Annotated in this window: 18 protein-coding genes; 9 read left to right on the top strand and 9 right to left on the bottom strand. The window is 57.1% G+C overall.

What is annotated here, in order from left to right; all coding sequences use genetic code 11:
- Positions 1 to 284 precede the first annotated feature (284 nt).
- The 4 genes from ACM6IR_RS21665 (at position 285) to pabB (ending at position 4,908) form a co-directional block, all read left to right on the top strand.
- Positions 285 to 821, top strand: coding sequence for an ATP-dependent zinc protease (locus ACM6IR_RS21665; RefSeq protein ID WP_414909577.1), 537 nt, complete (start codon positions 285 to 287; stop codon positions 819 to 821).
- Positions 822 to 826: 5 nt separating this feature from the next.
- Positions 827 to 2,362 (top strand): inactive transglutaminase family protein, encoded by a 1,536-nt coding sequence (locus ACM6IR_RS21660; protein ID WP_414909576.1) that lies wholly within the window; start codon positions 827 to 829, stop codon positions 2,360 to 2,362.
- The gene (locus tag ACM6IR_RS21655) at positions 2,362 to 3,348 is read left to right on the top strand and encodes an alpha-L-glutamate ligase-like protein (protein WP_414909575.1); all 987 of its coding nucleotides are present in this window, start codon (positions 2,362 to 2,364) and stop codon (positions 3,346 to 3,348) included. Before ACM6IR_RS21660 ends, ACM6IR_RS21655 begins: the two co-directional genes overlap by 1 nt.
- A 213-nt stretch (positions 3,349 to 3,561) precedes the next feature.
- Entirely contained in the window at positions 3,562 to 4,908 is a 1,347-nt protein-coding gene (gene pabB, locus ACM6IR_RS21650) for an aminodeoxychorismate synthase component I (RefSeq protein ID WP_414909574.1), read from the top strand.
- Positions 4,909 to 4,995: 87 nt separating this feature from the next.
- On the opposite strand, the gene thrH is transcribed toward pabB, so the two are convergent.
- Positions 4,996 to 5,613 carry a bifunctional phosphoserine phosphatase/homoserine phosphotransferase ThrH gene (gene thrH / locus ACM6IR_RS21645; RefSeq protein ID WP_414909573.1) on the bottom strand — a complete coding sequence of 206 codons (618 nt, stop codon included), beginning with the start codon at positions 5,611 to 5,613 and terminating at the stop codon, positions 4,996 to 4,998.
- Between the two features lie 173 nt (positions 5,614 to 5,786).
- On the opposite strand from thrH, the gene ACM6IR_RS21640 reads away from it, so the two are divergent.
- On the top strand, positions 5,787 to 6,527 hold the full coding sequence (locus ACM6IR_RS21640) for a phosphoadenylyl-sulfate reductase (protein ID WP_223487587.1): 741 nt from the start codon (positions 5,787 to 5,789) through the stop codon (positions 6,525 to 6,527).
- A gap of 179 nt (positions 6,528 to 6,706) precedes the next feature.
- Here the strand turns inward: ACM6IR_RS21640 and ACM6IR_RS21635 are convergent, their stop codons facing one another.
- Positions 6,707 to 7,630 (bottom strand): LysR family transcriptional regulator, encoded by a 924-nt coding sequence (locus tag ACM6IR_RS21635; protein ID WP_414909644.1) that lies wholly within the window; start codon positions 7,628 to 7,630, stop codon positions 6,707 to 6,709.
- A gap of 125 nt (positions 7,631 to 7,755) precedes the next feature.
- On the opposite strand from ACM6IR_RS21635, the gene ACM6IR_RS21630 reads away from it, so the two are divergent.
- Positions 7,756 to 8,502 carry a 3-oxoacyl-ACP reductase family protein gene (locus ACM6IR_RS21630; RefSeq protein ID WP_414909572.1) on the top strand — a complete coding sequence of 249 codons (747 nt, stop codon included), beginning with the start codon at positions 7,756 to 7,758 and terminating at the stop codon, positions 8,500 to 8,502.
- 125 nt (positions 8,503 to 8,627) lie between these two features.
- Here the strand turns inward: ACM6IR_RS21630 and ACM6IR_RS21625 are convergent, their stop codons facing one another.
- Positions 8,628 to 9,323, bottom strand: a complete 696-nt coding sequence (locus ACM6IR_RS21625) for an HAD-IA family hydrolase (protein ID WP_414909571.1) — start codon at positions 9,321 to 9,323, stop codon at positions 8,628 to 8,630.
- Positions 9,324 to 9,559: 236 nt separating this feature from the next.
- On the opposite strand from ACM6IR_RS21625, the gene ACM6IR_RS21620 reads away from it, so the two are divergent.
- From ACM6IR_RS21620 to ACM6IR_RS21610, 3 genes are read left to right on the top strand one after another with little or no spacing between them, the layout of a single operon-like run.
- Entirely contained in the window at positions 9,560 to 14,440 is a 4,881-nt protein-coding gene (locus tag ACM6IR_RS21620) for an RHS repeat-associated core domain-containing protein (RefSeq protein WP_414909570.1), read from the top strand.
- Positions 14,430 to 14,831: a hypothetical protein gene (locus ACM6IR_RS21615; protein WP_414909569.1), complete on the top strand. Its 402-nt coding sequence runs from the start codon at positions 14,430 to 14,432 to the stop codon at positions 14,829 to 14,831. The genes ACM6IR_RS21620 and ACM6IR_RS21615 overlap by 11 nt, the downstream gene beginning before the upstream one ends.
- Positions 14,832 to 14,837: 6 nt before the next feature.
- Positions 14,838 to 15,233: a hypothetical protein gene (locus tag ACM6IR_RS21610; protein WP_414909568.1), complete on the top strand. Its 396-nt coding sequence runs from the start codon at positions 14,838 to 14,840 to the stop codon at positions 15,231 to 15,233.
- 117 nt (positions 15,234 to 15,350) lie between these two features.
- Here the strand turns inward: ACM6IR_RS21610 and ACM6IR_RS21605 are convergent, their stop codons facing one another.
- From ACM6IR_RS21605 to cysC, 6 genes are all read right to left on the bottom strand, one after another.
- On the bottom strand, positions 15,351 to 15,563 hold the full coding sequence (locus ACM6IR_RS21605; protein ID WP_414909567.1) for a hypothetical protein: 213 nt from the start codon (positions 15,561 to 15,563) through the stop codon (positions 15,351 to 15,353).
- 105 nt (positions 15,564 to 15,668) lie between these two features.
- A complete protein-coding gene (locus ACM6IR_RS21600) occupies positions 15,669 to 15,854 on the bottom strand; it encodes a hypothetical protein (RefSeq protein WP_414909566.1) in 186 nt (61 codons plus the stop codon).
- A gap of 128 nt (positions 15,855 to 15,982) precedes the next feature.
- A complete protein-coding gene (locus tag ACM6IR_RS21595) occupies positions 15,983 to 16,444 on the bottom strand; it encodes a glycine zipper domain-containing protein (protein WP_414909565.1) in 462 nt (153 codons plus the stop codon).
- A gap of 462 nt (positions 16,445 to 16,906) precedes the next feature.
- Positions 16,907 to 17,278: a bacteriocin gene (locus ACM6IR_RS21590; RefSeq protein ID WP_414909564.1), complete on the bottom strand. Its 372-nt coding sequence runs from the start codon at positions 17,276 to 17,278 to the stop codon at positions 16,907 to 16,909.
- A gap of 308 nt (positions 17,279 to 17,586) precedes the next feature.
- Positions 17,587 to 17,775 (bottom strand): hypothetical protein, encoded by a 189-nt coding sequence (locus ACM6IR_RS21585; RefSeq protein ID WP_414909563.1) that lies wholly within the window; start codon positions 17,773 to 17,775, stop codon positions 17,587 to 17,589.
- Between the two features lie 366 nt (positions 17,776 to 18,141).
- Entirely contained in the window at positions 18,142 to 18,750 is a 609-nt protein-coding gene (gene cysC, locus ACM6IR_RS21580) for an adenylyl-sulfate kinase (RefSeq protein WP_414909562.1), read from the bottom strand.
- Between the last annotated feature and the right edge of the window lie 136 nt (positions 18,751 to 18,886).

Here is an 18,886-nt window from a genome sequence, read left to right as displayed (position 1 = left end):
AAAGCTAATGCCGCAAAAATTAGCGAATACAGGCCAAAGAGTCAAAGAAAAAATACGTATTGTCGACAATCGTCTAAGAACCAACCGCGCCATAACGAAGTTGCACTGCTGTTTATAGCCGCCCGCCAACGCTGGCGCCATAAAACCACCGTGCTAGAATGCCGCCCGCATTTGTTTGTGACATCGGCACTGCCTGTCACAAAGAGCTGTTAGGCATACGAGAGAGCTTGTGCAGCAATGCCTGGGCCTTGAATCGAAGTACGTACCGCTGCGCACCAGGATTTATGAGACTCAAGCCTTTCCCCACCTTCCTTTATCTTCTTTGCCTGCCCGGTTTTGCCACAGCGGGGGAAAAGACCGTATACGGCCTCAATGAGTACGCGTCCCTGGACGGCATCGACCTGGAAGTCGCTGCCAAGCTCGACACCGGGGCAAAAACCGCTTCCCTGAGTGCCCGCGACATCAAACGTTTCAAACGCAATGGCGAATCCTGGGTGCGCTTTTATCTGGCCATCGACACCGCTCATTCGCACCCGATCGAACGACCGCTGGCCCGGGTCAGCAAAATCAAGCGCCGGGCCGGTGACTACGACCCGGAAGAAGGCAAGATGTACACCGCCCGTCCGGTGATCGAACTGGATATCTGCATGGGCTCGGCTTTACGCAGCATCGAAGTGAATTTGACCGACCGCAGCGCCTTTCAATACCCGCTCCTGATCGGCTCCGAAGCACTCAAACGTTTCGATGCGCTGGTCGACCCCAGTCTTAAATACGCTGCTGGCAAACCCGCCTGCGCCACCGACGCTCATACCGCAGAGTAATTCCAATGCGCTCTCTTACTCTCCATCTGAAACTGCTGATCGCCACTCTGGTGATCCTGGGCATTTCAGTTACGGCCTATCAAATCTTCGTGCTCGGTATTCCCGTGACCGAAGACGCCACCGACGACTTGTGGAACATCGACGCCAAGGTCGAGTTCGTCGCCAATGCCAAGGACCCGGTCAAGATCCAGATGTTCGTGCCACCGCTGAGCCGCGATTACGTCAGCCTCAACGAGAGCTTCATCTCCAATAACTACGGCGTGGCCGTGAATCGTGTCGACGGTAACCGCAAGGTGACCTGGTCGGCGCGTCGGGCCAAAGGCAACCAGACCCTTTATTACCGCCTGGTGCTGACCAAGCGCTACACCGGTGAAAAATCCAAGATCAAAGGCCCGACTTTCCGCGACAGCATTGCGGTGGAAGGTCCGGAAAAAATCGCTGCCGAAGCCCTGCTCGCGCCGATTCGCCAGCACTCGGCCGATGTTGAAACCTTGGTCGGCGAAGCCATCAAGCGTGTCAACAATCTCAACGACGACAATGTGAAACTGCTGCTGGGCGGCGATCCCTCCACCGTGAACAAAGCCAAAATCGTCGAACTGGTACTGTCCATCGCCCACGTGCCGGTGGAAAAGGTCCACACCATTCGTCTGCTGGCCGACCAACCACAAACTCCGGAACTCTGGCTGCGCAGCTTTAACGGTACCGATTGGTTGTATTTCAACCCGGAAACCGGGGAACAGGGCCTGCCGACAGACCGCCTGCTGTGGTGGACCGGCGATGAAAACCTGATCACCGTTGATGGCGGCAAGAAAGCCAATGTGACGTTCAGCCTGAACAACAGTGAAATGAACGCCATTCGTCTGGCCAAGCTGACCGACGAAAACACCGACGCCAACTTCCTCGAATACTCGTTGTACGGTTTGCCCCTGCAAACCCAGCAGACCTTCATGATCATGGTGATGATCCCGATTGGCGTGCTGGTGATCCTGATCCTGCGCAACCTGATCGGTATTCAGACCCTTGGCACCTTTACCCCGGTGCTGATCGCCCTGGCCTTCCGCGAAACCCAGCTCGGCTTCGGTATTGCGCTGTTTACGATCATCACGGCGCTGGGGCTATCGCTGCGTTCCTACCTTGAACACTTGAAGCTGCAAATGCTGCCGAGGCTGTCCGTGGTGCTGACGTTCGTGGTGGTGCTGATTGCGGCCATCAGCCTGTTCAGTCATAAACTCGGCCTGGAACGCGGGTTATCGGTGGCCTTGTTTCCGATGGTCATTCTGACCATGACCATTGAACGCCTGTCGATCACCTGGGAAGAGCGCGGTTCCGGCCATGCCATGAAAGTGGCGATCGGCACGCTGTTCGCGGCGTCCCTGGGGCACCTGATCATGACCGTGCCGGAACTGGTTTACTTCGTGTTCACCTTCCCGGCGACACTGTTGATCCTGGTGGGCTTCATGCTGGCCATGGGTCGCTATCGCGGCTATCGCTTGACCGAACTGATACGTTTCAAGGCGTTCCTGAAAAAGGTTGATGCCTGATGTTCGGTCTCTGGAAGACCTGGAAGGCCCTGGAAGCCCAGGGCATCATGGGGATCAATCGGCGCAACGCGGACTACGTGCTCAAGTACAACAAACGCAGTCTGTACCCGATCGTCGATGACAAGATCATCACCAAGGAGCGCGCCATCGCCGCCGGGATCCATGTCCCGGAATTGTATGGCGTGATTTCCACCGAGAAGGAAATCGACAACCTCGAGGAGATCATCGGCGGGCGCAACGACTTCGTGATCAAACCGGCCCAGGGCGCAGGCGGTGACGGTATCCTGGTGATCGCCGACCGCTTCGAGGGCCGTTATCGCACGGTGTCTGGCAGGATCATCAGCCATGAGGAAATCCAGCATCAGATTTCCAGCATCCTGACCGGTCTCTATTCCCTGGGCGGTCACCGTGACCGCGCGCTGATCGAATACCGCGTGATCCCGGACCAGATCTTCAAGAGCATCAGCTATGAAGGCGTGCCGGACATTCGCATCATTGTGTTGATGGGTTATCCGGTGATGGCTATGTTGCGCTTGCCGACGCGTCAGTCCAGCGGCAAGGCCAACCTGCACCAGGGCGCCATCGGCGTCGGTGTCGACCTCGCCACCGGCCTGACCCTGCGCGGCACCTGGCTGAACAACATCATCAACAAACACCCGGACACCACCAACGCGGTGGATGGCGTGCAGTTGCCGTACTGGGACGGCTTCATGAAACTCGCCGCGCGCTGTTATGAGCTGTGCGGACTGGGTTACATCGGTGTCGACATGGTGCTGGACCAGGAGAAAGGGCCGCTGATTCTTGAGCTAAATGCCCGGCCGGGACTGAACATTCAGATTGCCAATCATTGCGGGCTGACGTTGCGTACGCACGCGGTCGAAGCGCGACTGGGAGAGTTGAAGGCTCGCGGGATGACCGAGACGGCCCAGGAACGGGTCAAGTTTGTTCAGGAAATGTTTGGGCATATTCCTGCGGTTGAGGGTTGATCCAAGACTGAGTCGCGGCCTTCGCGGGCAAGCCTCGCTCCTACAAGGACTGCGTAACCTGCAGGAGCGAGGCTTGCCCGCGAAGACTGACTAATAGTCACCAAATCTGTCAACCTTGCCCCCAATCTGCCAATTGCCGACATCCCCTCTAGGAGCAATTCCCCGAGGAGACTACAATCGCCACCCCGCCTCGATGGCTGATCTGCCCCGCCCATGCTGACCTGTTCTGTTCACCCGCTCCCCTATCGCGCCAACCCCGCTGAGTACTTCGCGGCGATTCGTCATGCCCCCGGTGCCGTGCTGCTCGACAGTGGCCGGCCAAGTGCCGAGCGTGGGCGCTATGACTTGCTCAGTGCCTGGCCGCTGGAACAACTGGCGGTGTTACCTGACGAAAGTGGTGCTGATTTCCTGCAGCGCCTTCGCGACAATCTGACACGGCTCGGTGAAGCGTCTGCGCCTTTAGACCTGCCCTTCGCCGGTGGCCTGATCGGTTACCTGAGCTACGACTTCGGCCGGCATCTGGAAAACCTGCCGAGTCAGGCGCGCGATGACCTGCAATTACCTGATGCGCGTTTCGGGCTGTACGATTGGGCACTGATCAGTGATCACCAACGGATGACCAGTCAGTTGATGTTCCACCCGTCACTGATCGATAGCGAACGTCAGCGCCTGATCGCGTTATTTAGTCAGCCTGCGCTTGAACCGCTTGAACCGCTCGAACCTTTCAAACTGAAAGCCCCGATGAGCGCCGACCTGAGTGCTGATCAATACCGACAAGCGCTAGAGCGTATTCAACAGTACATCCAGGCTGGTGACTGCTATCAGGTCAACTTTGCCCAGCGTTTCCGCGCCGAGTGCCAAGGGGATCCGTGGACCGCGTATGTTGCGCTACGGGCAGCCTGCCCGACCCCGTTTTCCGGTTTCCAGAGCCTGCCTGACGGCGGCGCCATACTGAGTCTGTCGCCGGAGCGTTTCGTCAAAGTCAGCGAACGCCACGTGGAAACCCGGCCGATCAAAGGCACCCGCCCGCGGGGCCTGAACGCCGCCGAAGATGCGGCGAACGCCGCCGAACTGCTGGCCAGCCCCAAGGATCGCGCAGAAAACCTGATGATCGTCGACCTGTTGCGCAACGACCTTGGTCGTACCTGCCGCATCGGTTCCGTGCGGGTGCCGGAATTGTTCAGCCTGGAAAGTTATCCGAACGTGCATCATCTGGTGAGCAGCGTGACCGGTGAACTGGCGGATAACCGCGATGCACTGGACCTGATCGCCGGCAGCTTTCCGGGTGGATCGATCACCGGAGCACCAAAGATTCGGGCGATGCAGATTATTGATGAGCTGGAGCCGACGCGGCGCGGGTTGTACTGCGGTTCCTTGCTGTACCTGGACGTGCGCGGCGAGATGGACAGTTCCATCGCGATTCGCAGCTTGTTGGTCAAGGATGGGCAGGTGTGTTGCTGGGGCGGTGGCGGGATCGTGGCGGATTCGCAGTGGCAGGCCGAGTATCAGGAATCGATTACCAAGGTGAAGGTGCTGCTCGATACCCTGCAAAACCTTTAAGAGCTTCGCGGGCAAGCCTCGCTCCTACAATTGATCGCTGATCCCTGTAGGAGCGAGGCTTGCCCGCGAAGGCGTCCTCGAAAACGACTACAAACTCAACGCCCGATTAGAAGCCTTGATAAACTCCTGCTTCAACTCCGCAAAGCCGTGCACCGCCGGAAACTGCGGGAACTCACGAATCACGTTATCCGGCGCATGGAACAAAATCCCTGCATCCGCCTCGCCCAGCATCGTGGTGTCGTTGTAGGAATCCCCCGCCGCGATCACCCGGTAATAAAGGCTTTTGAACGCCAATACCGACTGACGCTTCGGATCTTTCTGACGCAATTGATAGCTGGTCACCCGCCCCGAATCATCGGTAATCAGACGATGGCAGAGCAAGGTCGGGAAGCCCAGTTGACGCATCAGCGGCTGGGAAAATTCGTAGAACGTGTCCGACAGAATCACCACCTGAAAGCGTTCACGCAGCCAGTGGACGAACTCGATGGCGCCATCGAGTGGCTTGAGCGTGGCAATCACTTCCTGAATGTCGGTCAGTTTCAGGCCGTGTTCGTCGAGAATCCGCAAACGTTGCTTCATCAGCACGTCGTAGTCGGGAATGTCCCGGGTAGTCGCCCTGAGGGATTCGATCCCGGTTTTTTCGGCAAAGGCGATCCAGATTTCCGGGACCAGCACACCTTCAAGATCCAGACAGGCAATTTCCACAAGACACTCCCATTTGTAGTGATTATTGAGTCGAGCGAGCAAAAAGACTGCCGAACTCTAGCGACTCAGGCCATCCTGCGCAACGCAGAGGGCACACCAGTGACCGCAGGATTTTGTTACCATCTGGCCTATATAGAGCGCCCAGCGCCAACGACCTGTAGGAAGCCGCCCTGATGAGCCCATCGTTCGATGTCGTGGAACTCGCCACGACCTATGCCAACAAATCCGCCCAGGACATCCTGAAACTCGCGTTTGCCGAGTTTGGCGATGACCTGTGGATATCTTTCAGCGGCGCCGAGGATGTGGTGCTGGTAGACATGGCCTGGAAGCTGAACAAGAACGTCAAGGTGTTCAGCCTCGACACCGGCCGCTTGCATCCCGAGACCTATCGCTTTATCGATCAGGTGCGCGAGCACTACAAGATCGACATCGAACTGGTGTCGCCGGACCACACGAAACTTGAACCGTTCGTGAAGGAAAAGGGCCTGTTCAGTTTCTATAAGGACGGTCATGGCGAATGCTGCGGCATCCGCAAGATCGAGCCACTGCGTCGCAAACTGTCCGGGGTAACCGCATGGGCCACCGGCCAACGCCGGGACCAGAGCCCTGGCACTCGCAGCGCCGTTGCAGTACTGGAAATCGACACCGCGTTCTCCACCCCGGAACGCACCCTGTACAAATTCAACCCGTTGGCGCAAATGACCAGCGAGGAGATCTGGGGTTACATCCGCATGCTTGAGCTGCCCTACAACAGCCTGCATGAGCGCGGTTTCATCAGCATTGGCTGCGAGCCCTGCACCCGCCCGGTGTTGCCGAACCAGCACGAGCGTGAAGGCCGTTGGTGGTGGGAAGAAGCGACGCAGAAAGAATGCGGGTTGCATGCAGGGAATATCATCAGCAAATCGAAAGCGTAATCGCCGGTTTAATGTAATTCCCTGTAGCTGTAGTCAACGATAACGCGGCAGTCCTGACACCCCCGCTGCGTTCTCGGGCTTATCGCGAGCAAGCTCGCTCCTACAGTTGATTTGTGTCGCTCACAAATCCCCTGTGGGAGCCTGCTCGCGAAGAACGATAACGCGGTCCAAAATCTGGCTCAAACCGCACTAAACCGCTGCCCCAACCCCCGCTCCGCAAACTGCTCGATGACGAAATCCACAAACGCCCGGGTCTTGCCTGGCAACAATTTGTGCTCCGAGTAATAGATAGAAATGTTGCCATCGTCGACATACCAGTCCGGCAACACTCGCTGCAGTGTCCCCGCCTCCAGATAACTGACTGCGAACGGCATGCTCACCAGCGCAATCCCCAAACCCTGGACCGCCGTCGCGCAAGCCGCTTCCGAATCACTCATGGTCATCCGCGCCTTTAGCGTCAACGGGCTGTGTTGCTGAGTGCGACTGGTCAACTGCCAGGATCGAACGCGACCGGTCTGCGGTGACCGAATCAGAATCCCGTCATGAAGTTTGAGATGGTCAGGCTCAACGATCGGCTCCCGCTCCGCCAAATAGTCGGCTGACGCCACCAACACCCGATGCGCCGGCGTCAGCTTGCGCGCCACCACGCCCGGAGGCAGTTCGAATCCGCCACCAATCGCCGCATCGAAACCTTGAGCGATCAGGTCGACCTGGCGGTTATCGAAATGCCAATCAGGATTGATCGCCGGAAAGCGCCGCAGAAACTCCCCGAGCAACGGCACGATGTAGAGGCGCCCAAACACCGTGCCCATGCTGACTTTCAACGTGCCCGCCGGGCGTCCTTCGGCGCTGGCGAGGTTGGCCACTGCGTTCTGGATCGTGTGCAGGCTGGCGCTGACTTCGCCGAGAAACAGATGGCCGGCTTCCGTAAGTGTCAGGCTCCGAGTGCTGCGCTGGAACAAGCGCACGCCAAGTCGCGCCTCAAGCTTGGCGACGCTCTTGCCCACTGCCGCCGGGGTCAGGCTCAGGCGGCGCGCGGCTTCGGCGAAACTGCCGACCTCGGCGCTACGTACAAAGCATTCGATACTGCTGAAGGTTTCCATAGGCACGACTATAAACTTTTGGTTTACACAGACTATCGCAATTACCGGCTACACAGCCTGTAATCCTGAATCGATACTAGGCTCCATCAACCGAGGCATCTCGCCTCGGGACGTTGGAGATCGATATGACTACTCAGAACCTCAGCGGCAAAGTGGCTTTGATTCAAGGCGGGTCTCGCGGCATCGGCGCAGCCATTGTCAAACGCCTGGCCGAAGAAGGCGCGGCTGTTGCCTTCACCTACGTCAGTTCCACAGCCAAAGCCGAAGAACTGCAAAACAGCATCACCGGTAGCGGCGGCAAAGCGCTCGCCATCAAGGCTGACAGTGCCGACGCCGAGGCCATTCGCAGCGCCGTAACCGCAACCGTTGAAGCCTTCGGTCGCCTGGACATCCTGGTCAACAACGCTGGCGTGCTGGCGGTGGCACCGCTTGAGGACTTCACACTCGAAGACTTCGATCAAACCCTCGCCATCAACGTGCGCAGCGTGTTCATCGCCACGCAGGCCGCCGCCAAACACATGACCGAAGGTGGCCGCATCATTAACATCGGCAGCACCAACGCCGACCGCATGCCCTTCGCCGGTGGTGGTCCCTACGCCATGAGCAAATCAGCGCTGGTCGGCTTGACCAAAGGTCTGGCCCGCGACCTCGGCCCGCGTGGCATCACCATCAACAACGTGCAACCGGGCCCGGTCGACACCGACATGAACCCGGCCCACGGTGACTTCGCCGACAGCCTGATCCCGTTAATGGCCGTGGGTCGTTATGGCAAAGCAGAAGAAATCGCCAGCTTCGTCGCCTACCTCGTCGGCCCGCAAGCCGGTTATATCACCGGTGCGAGCCTGACCATCGACGGTGGTTTCGGCGCCTGATACGGATCAGCCAAACGCAAATCAAATGTGGGAGCGAGCTTGCTCGCGATGACGGTGGCACATCCAGCAATGATGTGACTGACAGACCGCCATCGCGAGCAAGCTCGCTCCCACATTTCCCGTCGTCAGGTCCATTCGAGCGCCGGTAACCCACAAGCGCTCGGTTTGAACGCTTTCAGCGTACGAAGAATGCCATCGGCGTGTGCGTATTTTTCGTCGGCCATGGCCGCGTCGGGAATGGCAATCGCCGTCATCCCCGCCGCTTTCGCCGCGGTGACGCCAAACGGCGAATCCTCGAACACCAGGCAATCTTCGGGCGCAACGCCCAAGCGTCGCGCCGCCGTGAGGAAAATATCCGGCGCCGGTTTGGCAGCGGTGACTTGCGGGTCATCGGCGGTAACGATGAAGTCGAACAGCGCAAACCAGTCACGGTGCAAGGTGGTTTTCTGGCCGAACGACTGGCGCGAAGAACTGGTACCCACTGCAATCGGAATATTGTGGGCCTTCAAATGCCGAACCAGCTCCTCGGCGCCGGGCATCGCCAGCGCGGTAGGAAAACGCTCACGCATCAGCGGCTCGCGGATAACCAGAAACTCTTCGGCGGTCATCGGCAGGTCCAGCGCCTCGACCACATAACGCGCCAAATCCTCCGCGCCACGGCCAATGATGTTCTGTTTGACGCTCCAGTCGAACGTCCGCCCGTAACGCTCGGCGATGATGGACGTGACCTCGGTGTAAATACCTTCGGTGTCCAGCAGCAAGCCGTCCATATCGAAAATCACAGCCTTGATCGGGCCGATTTCTTTCAGCGGTGCACTCATCGCATCTGATCCGTTTTTAATGACATCCCGGGCGGCTCAAGTACGGCCAGCTCCGTGATCGATTAAAGGTTTCAGCAGCATAGCGAGCACGGCTGGCATAGAGCAACGGCCAGTGCCCGACGCCAACCAGGATTTAGCGATTCGCCCTACACCAAATACCACCTTTCCCGACTTCTTTCCTTGCTGATCCCCCGCACAGTCTCGCGTTCAAAATTGATCCGCGCGAGGGGCTGCGAATGTTCGTTCCTGACAAGGTCCTGGCCTTGAACAATGCCATCGGACTGCTGGTGGTCGCAGCCATGAACCCCGAGCAGCCGGATGTTGAAGCGCTGCTCCGTGACTTTCGACTCTGCCTCAATGACTACGATGCCTGGGCTGAAAGCTTCTGGACGGGCACGGCGCTGAATATCGAGCAAGTGTTCAAGGTCGGCAATGAAGTCCGGCTTATCGCGCCCAAAAACTCCACCACACCTGTGAGCTCGACCGTCACCTCATGCCCGGCCAGCGGACCGCTGACGTTGGTGCACATGTTCGACGCTGCGCGGTTTGTACCGATTGGCAATACGCCGGTGATGCTCGAACCGTTGATTTCCGACGTGGCGGGTACTCAGACGTTTGGCGAGCCGAGGTATCACGAGATCGGCCCCGGCGGCATTCTGGAAATCTCCGATTGCGAGCGCAACCTGCGTTATCGCATCACCTTCTTTCCTGACGTTTCCACTGATCACGTCAAAGCGCTCTATGCCTCGTATCAAGGCGTCATCAGCCACCTGGAAGGCTGGCTGCGTCACGAGTGGACGAGCGAATTCGAACCTTCATGGGCCGACTTCGCCGGGGCCGGTTTTACTGATCGCTACCGCATGCTGCAACAGGCCGACTGGCGGGGTGTCGAGAAGTCGCTGCACGGTGTGTGGGATGACGTGAAGCAGGTTTATGCCCTGGTGTCGGACCTGCAAGCCAACAGCGAAAAACTCCTTGAGTACCTGACCGAGGCCGAACTTGAGTCATTGTTGAACGCTTCGTCTGAAGCCATCGCCAATGTGTTGCTGATGTTAAGCGACGAACCCTTGATGTTCATTCATCTCGCGGCGTTCACCAGCTGGCTGAACATGCTGCCGCCGCAATACATCGCCGAAGTCGTCGCGCAAATTCGCACAGAAATACTGATCAGCTTCCTGCTGGTGTGCCTCACCGGCCCTATGGGTTTGAAGCTCGGCATGAGCGCCAAAGTGCTGAGCAAGATCACGTCCGTGCGAGCCCGGCAATGGCTGGCGGGTGCGGGTTCGCGCTTGGCCGAACTGACGGCAAGGACTGACCTGACCGATCACGCTGCCGCGCTCAAGCCGTTGATGGTCAATGCCAGACATGCACCGCACAAACCTGCGCCTGTCATTCCGTTGCAAATCACCGCCGCTGACTCACCGGCCGTGCGACTGAAAAATCCGCTTGCCATCGCTCGCACCAAATCTGAACCCCAGACCCGCCTGGGGCGGCAGGAACATCGCGACGATGCCTCGGACCAGGCGAAAAACCCCAATGGCGACAGCGCCGATTGCGCACCGCTGACCTGTACCAGCGGCTGCCCGGTATCGATGGTCACCGGCGAAGAACTGCTGACACTGACCGATGGTTCGCTGGACGGGATTTTGCCCTTCGACTTTACCCGGCTCTACCGCACCAGTGCGACGGAGATTGATGGTGGCCTCGGGTTCGGCTGGAGTCATTCCCTCGCGCATCGGCTGGAAATCAATGGCGATTCCGTCATCTGGATCGATCACGAGAACCGCCGTACGACCTTCCCTCTCCCCAGTGTCGAGCGCCCGACGATTCACAACAGCCTGTCGCGGGCAGCGATTTATCTCGGGGGAGAGCCTGAGGAACTGATCCTCGCCATGACGGGCGAGACCGCGCGGTTTTACCACTTTCGCACGGGACGGCTGACGGCAATCAGCGATGCCTTCGGCAACCGGCTTACGGTGCAAAGGGATTCCGCTGACAGGATTCAACGCCTCGACAACGGCGCAGGGCGTGCGCTGAGGTTGCGCTACGAGCGCCGACAGATAGTCGCCGTCGACTATCAGAGCTTTCAGCCGGCTGACACGCTGGAAGAGGCCTGGCGAACCGAGCAAACACTGGTTACCTACCGCTATGACGCTTGCCATCGCTTGGTCGAAGCGACCAATGCAGCGGGCGAAAACGAACGCTACGACTACGACAACCAGCACGTCATTCTTCAACGACAGCTGGCCGGCGGGGCCAGTTTTTATTGGGAGTGGGAACGGTCTGGCAAAGCCGCGAGATGCGTCCGGCACTGGGCGTCGTTTTCTCAAATGGACACTTCCTACGCCTGGGATGACAAGGGCAGTGTTGTTGTTAAACACGCCGATGGCAGCGAGGAGGTTTACCAGCACGACGATCAGGCGCGGCTGGTGCGGCGGGTCGAGCCCAATGGTGCAGAACACCGCAAGGCCTACGACGACAAGGGCCGGTTGATTGCCGAACAGAGTCCGCTGGGGGCGATTACCCAATACCACTACGACGAGATCGGACGACTGACCGCTCTGATTCCGCCCGAAGGCGAGTCGACGTCCTACGAATATCGCAACGGTTTCCTACTGGCGCGGTATCGCGGCAAAGCAGTGTGGAAGTATCAACGAAATGCCCAGGGTCAGGTGATCGAGGCAATCGATCCCGAGGGGCACGTCACCCATTACTACTACGATGCCCAAGGGCGTTTGCTGTCGATCCGCCACCCGGACAACAGCCGCCACACCTTCGTCTGGAACGGGTTGGGCCAATGGATCGAAGAAACCTTGCCGGACGGCGGTCAACGGCGTTTTTCCTACGATGTTTTGGGACGGCTGATTACCCGTCAGGACGAATACGGTGCCGTTTTCCAGTACCAATGGGACGCCGTCGGACGGCTGATCCAGACGATTTTGCCCACCGGTGCCAGCCGCGCCTTCAGCTACAACGCCTACGGCAAGATCACCGCCGAACGCGATGAACTGGGCCGCGTTACCCGCTTTGAGTACGCGGATGAACTGCACCTCGTCAGTCGCCGGATCAATCCCGATGGCACGCAACTGCGTTATCGCTACGACAACGCCCAGCTTCGACTGACCGAGATCGAAAATGAATCCGGCGAAAAATATCAGCTGGACTACACGCCAAATGGATTGATCCGACAGGAAACCGGCTTCGATGGCCGACGCACTGCGTATGCCTATGACCTCAATGGTCATCTGCTGGGAAAAACCGAGTTCGGCGACGATGGGTCGCAGCTGATTACCGCCTATCAACGTGATTCTGCGGGACGCCTGCTGGTTAAAACCCTGCCCGATGGCGTTAACGTCGAATATCGCTACGACAGCCTCAGCCGACTGGTTAATGTCGATGATGGCCACGACCATCCACTGGAATTCGAATACGACACCCAGGATCGCCTGATCACCGAGCATCAGGGCTGGGGCACCTTGCGTTACCGCTACGATGCCTGTGGCCAGCTCAACCATGTGCGCTTGCCGGACAACAGCAAACTCGATTACCGGCACGCCAAGGGCGGCGCCCTTATCGCCATCGACCTGAATGGCGCCCGACTGACGTCGCATACCTTTCTCGCCGGCCGCGAACAAAACCGCCAACAAGGCCTGTTGCTCAGTGACTACCAGTACGACGACCAGGGTCGCCTGAACGCCCACAACGTCAGACAAAACCGACAATCGCTGTATCGCCGCGACTATGCCTACAGCGCCAACGGCAGCCTCGAACATATTGCCGACACGCGACTCGGCCAACGCAACTACCAATACGACCCTCTCGGTCGCCTGATCCGCGTCCACCACTCCCGCGATCACCAACCGGAAACCTTCGCCCACGACCCGACCGGCAACCTGCTGATGCAGGATCGTCCGGGCCCGACCACCATTAACGGCAACCGCCTGCTGATGCAAGGCGATCGGCACTACGACTACGACGCCTTCGGCAACCTGATTCGCGAACGGCGCGGCACCGCCCAAAAACTCGTCACCGAATACCGTTACGACTGCCAGCATCGGCTGATCGGCGCCACCCTGCCCAACGGCAGCCAGGCAAGCTACCGCTACGACGCCTTCGGCCGCCGCATCAGCAAAACCGTCGACGGCAAAACCACCGAATTCTTCTGGCAGGGCGACCGCCTCGTCGCCGAAAGCAGTCACGAGCACTACCGCAGTTACCTCTACGAACCCGGTACCTTCCGCCCTCTGGCCATGCTCGACGGCAAAGGCCCGCGCAAGGCGTGCCCGTTTTACTACCAACTCGACCACCTCGGCACCCCCCAGGAACTCACCGACTACAGCGGCGACATCGTCTGGGCCGCCCAATACACCGCCTACGGCCGCCTCACCCGCCTCAACCGCGACACCTGTCAAGTACTTGATCAGCCACTGCGCTTCCAAGGGCAGTACTTCGATGCGGAGACGGGACTGCATTACAACCGGCATCGTTACTACAATCCGGAGGTTGGACGGTACCTGACGCAGGACCCGGTCAAGCTGGCGGGTGGATTGAATGCGTACCGGTACGCGCTGAACCCGACTGGGTGGGTTGATCCGTTGGGGTTGAGTGATTGTCCGGGGGTGGGTGGGTGTAAGAGGCCGGGGGATGGGGATCCGGCTGGGAAGGTTGGGGTTGATGAGGGGGGTGTTGCTCTTCCATCTCCGAAAGGAGAAATCGACTATCTTTACCGTGGAGATCTTCGTCAACCGGATGAAATTTTTAACACCGGCTTCGAAAGCTTAGGTGAAAGTACAGATCTGTTGCTTCATGTCTGGGACAACCGTAATCCGCCAAGCAACTTTGTTAGCACCTCCACTGATCGAGAGGTTGGCATTGATTTCGGCACGAGATACAGAACCCAAAAGGGCTACTTGTACACATTAAAAAAAATCAATGGTCACGATGTTAACAAAGTATTACATCCAGACGACATCCCCTATAGTTACGAGTATGAGATAGCAATACCCAACAGAGTAAAACGTGAAGACATCCTAGGTGCCACCCCTCTAAAAAAGGATGGTAGCTTTATGGGATACTCGATTCCGAACCCGGCAAGGAACTTGGTCAATGACAATTAAGAAAATCCCCATATTAGTAGATGGTAAACCAGAAGCCGCTGTATTGGATTACGACGAGCGTACGCCGGCCATACACCTGACACTCGAAAGCGGCTGGACAAAGGTATTCACTGGTCTAGACATCTATGAATGTCTAGGAAAAATAATCAAAGAGCTACCTGAAATAAAATTCCTTTGTAAAGGGGCAAAAATCAACGTACGTCCCTCTAGCATGTCATCGCAAATGACATCCGGAATAATGGCATACGAACACGAACTAGGTGTCCGTGCAACAAGAAAAAATCTTGTTAATATATTCGACTATGACGACAAAGATATAATCAATGACCCAAAGCTACAGAAGGAATATTTTTTCCGCTGGCTAGAGTCAATCAGAAAAGATAACAATTGATAAAATATGAAAACATACGAAATCAAACTGGATACAGGGAGATCAATTGAAACCGCTAGGATTGAAATTAATCGGAGAGAATCTCGACTGAGCTTTTTGAGGGAAAGCGGTTTCCGAAAAATCTATACAGATCACGATTTATTTTTGTGTCTTGCAAAAATAAGAAAAGAATTCTCTGAAATAAAATTTCTATGCAAAGGGGCTAAATTAAATGTTTTCCCCTCAAGGATGTGCTCCCAGATGGGTCGTGGAATGGTTGCATACGAATTAACCATGGAAAAATCCGCAACATTCGACGATATAGTTCATATATTTGATTATGAAGAAAGTAATATTTCAAAAACACCGAAAGAACAGAACGAGTTCTATATAAATTGGTTAAAATCATTAACACCAAAATAAAATTAATACCAATAATAAAACTAATAGGCCGCCTTTCAAGCATTAGAAAAAATAGCATCAATTACTGTAGAAAATTGCCGCGCATTCAACGAGCGGCAATTTACGATGGAGTGGCTTTCAACTCGGCTCCCCCGAACAATCATCCCCAGCAATATCCGGATCATCCGGATCCGCCTCAACATCCCCCCGCTTCACATCATCATCCGGCACCTGCTCCACCGCAGTGTCATCATCCGGCGGACGTTGATCCCGACTCAACGAATTGGTAGGTGACGGCAGCGGGTATTCAGGGGTGTCATCGATGTCGGCGTCTTTCGGATCAGCGTTCATAAGCACCTCTCGAAAGGCCTGAAAAGCAGACCTTGAAAGTTCGAGGCCCCAATCAGGCGAGCGTTCGATCAAAGAGACGATCGGTCGACCTGCCCCCTCATCAGATCAATCTTCATCGTCTTGTTCTTCCTCTTCATGCTCGATGTTTCCAACGTCGCCTGCGTCATCCGAGTCATTGAGCGGCACAGTCGCGTCGTCCATCAATGAACCCGGATCTTCGTTGCCGGGGTCGTTGATGAATGGAGGTTCGCTCGGGCCTTGTTCTTCCTTGCCTTTGGTTTCTGGAGTCATGGCATGCCTCACAACATTCAGGGATGTATCACGTTCGAGGCGACCCGCGGCCAAACGTTCCGACCGCCTATGGACAGATACGAAAAACCCGGCGCCGGGCCGGGTTTCTGTAATCCGTCGATGTCGAGTCAATGATTTTTATTTTTGTGCTTATGTTTGTGGCCACCACCGGAATGGGAGCCGTCGTTGTCACTGCCCAGGTTGCTGCCGACCGCGCCACCCGCCGCGCCACCCAGGCCTGCGCCAATGGTAGAACCGGTTGAGCCGCCGAGGCTATTGCCGATCACCGAGCCACCCGCCGAGCCTAACCCACCACCCACCGCCGCTTCTGTGCGACTGCCCTTTTTCGCACCCACTGCACTGCCGGCCGCACCGCCCACCCCGGCGCCAATTGCTGCACCCGTGCTGCCGCCCATTTGTCTGCCCACCACGTTACCCAGCGCACCACCAATACCACCGCCCACTGCGGCGGTGCCGTCACCGGCCGCCATCGCGCCCTGAGCGACCAAAAGTCCAAAAATAAACGCGGACAACGTCAAACGTTGAGCACTTAAACTTTTAACTGTCTTGCCGTTGGCTTCCGATGTCATGGTGTGCCTCGCTTTTTTATTGGGGTATATGGGTTCGAGGCGCTGGAGATGGAAACGTTCATTAACCAAAATGCATGGCATCACGTAGCAATGCTGTTTACTTAAGAAAGCTTGGGGCTGGGGTTGGGGGCATATCCATTTCTTTGGTAGCGGCTGCTGGCGGTTTCGCTTTTACAGCGAGTCCCTTTTTCAAACGCCAAAAAGGAACCAAAAGGCTGTGCCCCTCCATTCGGTGCCTCGCCTAGGCTCGGCATGCCCTCACTCCGGGCCCACGGAGCAGGACCGGAGCGAGGCACCGAACGAAAGGGGCAGAAGCGTTTGGTTGGGTTGGGCCGCACAGGCTTTTCAAAGTGACCCGCCGTAAGGGCGGAACCCATAGCCGCCGTTACCCAAAAAACGGATATACACCCAAGCAAAGCCCCAGGTACATCAACCCAGCCCCGCTAAGCCGATCAATCAGAATCAGTGACCCTTGTGACCTTTGGCCAGGTTGCTACCTACACCGCCACCCAATGCGCCACCCAAGCCTGCGCCAATGGTGGAACCGGTCTTGCCGCCCAGGCTGTTACCGATGATCGAACCACCGGCCGCGCCGACACCGCCACCAATGGCTGCTTTAGTGCGGCTGCCTTTACGTGCTGTAACAGCACTGCCCGCCGCGCCCGCCACGCCAGCGCCGATTGCCGCACCGGTGCTGCCGCCCATTTTCTGGCCAACCACATTACCCAATGCGCCACCCAGACCGCCACCGACCGCGGCAGTGCCGTCGCTAGCAGCCATCGCACCTTGAGCAACCAAAAGCCCCAAAACCAGAGCGGGCAGTGTTAAACGCATGACGTAAACCTCAAAAAAAGAGAAACAAAAAGGCCGGGGATTAAATGCTCCAGAGGAGGTAGCGTCCACAAAAATCCGTCGCCGCCTCACTATTGGCGTCGATTGGACAGTTTTTTTGGAAAAGGTTTTATGACAGGCAAAAAAAAGCCCGCTGGGGAACGGGCCAGGTGTTGCTTTCTAACGGATGAGTTGAGCCTACGTAGCGCGGTGTGAAAAGTTTGTGAAAGTTGCGACGTTCAACAAGTCCAGTCACACATCCTTCAGGCTTGAAAAACCCCGCTCGATGGCGGGGTTGGTCTGGTGATGAATTACTTCCTCACAGGAGCCGCTACCTTGGGTAAAAATTTCGCCTTCGGCCCTTGGGGCGCCTTGGATTTCATCTTGCCGAGCTTGGCCTCATCATCACCAAAGCCCACCACATATTCGGTCTGGCCACACTGCACGCAATTGTTGATCGGAAATTCTGCCCCATCGTCTTCGATATACGGATCAGCCATATTTCGCCCCTCTCAAAAGCGGGATCGATACCGGCAAGCCCAATTTGCCTGAAAAATATCGACCACCAAGATTCTGAGACTAGCCGGTCATTACTGGACTTGTAATTCAGTTGCCTGCACGCCCGACGAATGGCCTGTTTCTGACTGACCTCAACTGGCCTCAAGGCAACCTGGATAAATACTGAGCCAACGCGTCAAACGCCGGCAACGTTACGGGGTCGTTAGCTGAATTGCTGGCTGCCATCATTGCGCAGCATCTCGCCGAACCGCGCCAGGTCCCGCAGCCTGTGTTTAACCCGCCGCCCGTGCGCTGCTCAGCCATCAGCTTGACGATCTCCACATGAACCCTTGCCAGTTCAGCCTGTTTTAAGAAGCTGATGGCTCGCCAAGAGGAATATGGCGGGTTACATAACTGACTAGCTTGTGCAGACTCGTCGTGATCGGCTCATGGCTCGTATCAAGGGCCAGTTCGGGATGTTCCGGCACTTCGTACGGAGCGCTGACACCGGTGAACTCCAGCAGCTCGCCGGCGTGGGCCTTCTTGTACAACCCCTTGGGGTCACGGGCTTCGCAGGTCGCAAGGTCGGCGGCGATATGAATTTCATGGAACATCGGGCCGATTGCATCACGTGCCCGTGCGCGATCCTCGCGGTAGGGTGAGATGAACGCGGTAATGCAGATCAGACCGGCATCGGCAAACAAGGCCGCGGTCTCGCCGACGCGGCGGATGTTCTCGGTTCGGTCTATGGCGCTGAAGCCGAGGTTCGCATTCAGGCCTTTGCGCACATTGTCGCCATCCAGCACGTAACAGGAATAGCCCAGCTTCATCAGAGCGACTTCCAACGCCATGGCCAAGGAGGACTTACCCGAAGCGGACAGTCCGGTCAGCCACAATACCGCACCGCAGTGGCCATAATGCGCTTTGCGGTCCGACGCGCTCAGCGCGTGCGGTACCGCAGTCAGGTTTTTATACATCTTCAAGGACTCGAGGAACACATCAGAGGGGGTAGAAGTAATTCCGGCCAGCGATGAGCCCAGTCGCGTTGATGGCTCATGCTGGCACGATTTGACTATACGCGTAGATGCACCGTCACCGGAAGTTGGGAAAACG

The organism is Pseudomonas sp. IT-P253, assembly GCF_949768125.1.
GTDB lineage: Bacteria > Pseudomonadota > Gammaproteobacteria > Pseudomonadales > Pseudomonadaceae > Aquipseudomonas.
Note: the sequence above shows the minus strand (reverse complement) of the source record. Positions and strands in the feature narration are given on the sequence as shown.

Coding starts and splice junctions, on each gene's coding strand:
- ACM6IR_RS21665 (WP_414909577.1), top strand. CDS start 285: ATGAGACTCAAGCCTTTCCCCACCTTCCTTTATCTTCTTTGCCTGCCC.
- ACM6IR_RS21660 (WP_414909576.1), top strand. CDS start 827: ATGCGCTCTCTTACTCTCCATCTGAAACTGCTGATCGCCACTCTGGTG.
- ACM6IR_RS21655 (WP_414909575.1), top strand. CDS start 2,362: ATGTTCGGTCTCTGGAAGACCTGGAAGGCCCTGGAAGCCCAGGGCATC.
- pabB (WP_414909574.1), top strand. CDS start 3,562: ATGCTGACCTGTTCTGTTCACCCGCTCCCCTATCGCGCCAACCCCGCT.
- ACM6IR_RS21640 (WP_223487587.1), top strand. CDS start 5,787: ATGAGCCCATCGTTCGATGTCGTGGAACTCGCCACGACCTATGCCAAC.
- ACM6IR_RS21635 (WP_414909644.1), bottom strand. CDS start 7,630: ATGGAAACCTTCAGCAGTATCGAATGCTTTGTACGTAGCGCCGAGGTC.
- ACM6IR_RS21630 (WP_414909572.1), top strand. CDS start 7,756: ATGACTACTCAGAACCTCAGCGGCAAAGTGGCTTTGATTCAAGGCGGG.
- ACM6IR_RS21625 (WP_414909571.1), bottom strand. CDS start 9,323: ATGAGTGCACCGCTGAAAGAAATCGGCCCGATCAAGGCTGTGATTTTC.
- ACM6IR_RS21620 (WP_414909570.1), top strand. CDS start 9,560: ATGTTCGTTCCTGACAAGGTCCTGGCCTTGAACAATGCCATCGGACTG.
- ACM6IR_RS21615 (WP_414909569.1), top strand. CDS start 14,430: ATGACAATTAAGAAAATCCCCATATTAGTAGATGGTAAACCAGAAGCC.
- ACM6IR_RS21610 (WP_414909568.1), top strand. CDS start 14,838: ATGAAAACATACGAAATCAAACTGGATACAGGGAGATCAATTGAAACC.
- ACM6IR_RS21605 (WP_414909567.1), bottom strand. CDS start 15,563: ATGAACGCTGATCCGAAAGACGCCGACATCGATGACACCCCTGAATAC.
- ACM6IR_RS21600 (WP_414909566.1), bottom strand. CDS start 15,854: ATGACTCCAGAAACCAAAGGCAAGGAAGAACAAGGCCCGAGCGAACCT.
- ACM6IR_RS21595 (WP_414909565.1), bottom strand. CDS start 16,444: ATGACATCGGAAGCCAACGGCAAGACAGTTAAAAGTTTAAGTGCTCAA.
- ACM6IR_RS21590 (WP_414909564.1), bottom strand. CDS start 17,278: ATGCGTTTAACACTGCCCGCTCTGGTTTTGGGGCTTTTGGTTGCTCAA.
- ACM6IR_RS21585 (WP_414909563.1), bottom strand. CDS start 17,775: ATGGCTGATCCGTATATCGAAGACGATGGGGCAGAATTTCCGATCAAC.
- cysC (WP_414909562.1), bottom strand. CDS start 18,750: ATGTATAAAAACCTGACTGCGGTACCGCACGCGCTGAGCGCGTCGGAC.